The sequence below is a fragment of the Marichromatium bheemlicum genome (assembly GCF_012276755.1).
In the GTDB taxonomy this organism is placed as follows: domain Bacteria; phylum Pseudomonadota; class Gammaproteobacteria; order Chromatiales; family Chromatiaceae; genus Marichromatium; species Marichromatium bheemlicum.
The window spans coordinates 1-584 of sequence record NZ_JAAXKX010000051.1 but is presented as its reverse complement, the minus strand read 5'-3'; the positions used below and the strand labels follow the sequence as shown (position 1 = coordinate 584).

1 protein-coding gene is annotated in these 584 nt (G+C 65.1%); it reads right to left on the bottom strand.

The genetic code is table 11. From position 1 onward, the window contains the following. Positions 1 to 584: O-linked N-acetylglucosamine transferase family protein (locus HF203_RS16055; RefSeq protein WP_484502635.1), on the bottom strand; the 584-nt coding region annotated here is incomplete at both ends.

Genomic DNA, 584 nt, shown 5'->3' with positions numbered 1-584 from the left:
TTGCTGTTGACCACTAGCCGCGAACCCGGCACCCGCTCGAGGATCTCGGACCACACCCGGATGGTGCGATGGTTGACACGCACCCCACGGGTCAGCGTACCGAAGGTGATGTATCCCCGCTCCAGCGCCGGCAACACGTTCACCGCCCCCATCCCCTCGCTCGGGCGATACATGCCGGCGGGCGCGGCAATCCGCCAGGGCCGCTCGCTGAACAACCCCTCCGCGCCCTCCGGCACCAGGACCTCGTCACACAGGAAGTAGTCGATTGCGCTCAACCCCGAGGTGTAGCCATAACCGACCCAGAGACTCACCGATACCGGCGCCGGCTTGCGCGCGAACGCCCCCAGCCGATTGCCTGCCGTATGACCGGCTAGGTCGACCAGGATGTCAATGCCGTCGGTACGGATACGTTCGGCGAGTTGGGCATCGCTCAGACCACGGGTCGGCACCCAATGATCGACCAACCCCTGGTAGCGCGCCGTCTGCGCGTCCTGACGCGTCAACTCGGCATAGGCGTACAGCTCGAATTGCGCATGATCATGGCATTCGAGCAGTGGCTCGAGCATGTAGCGGATCGCGTGGGA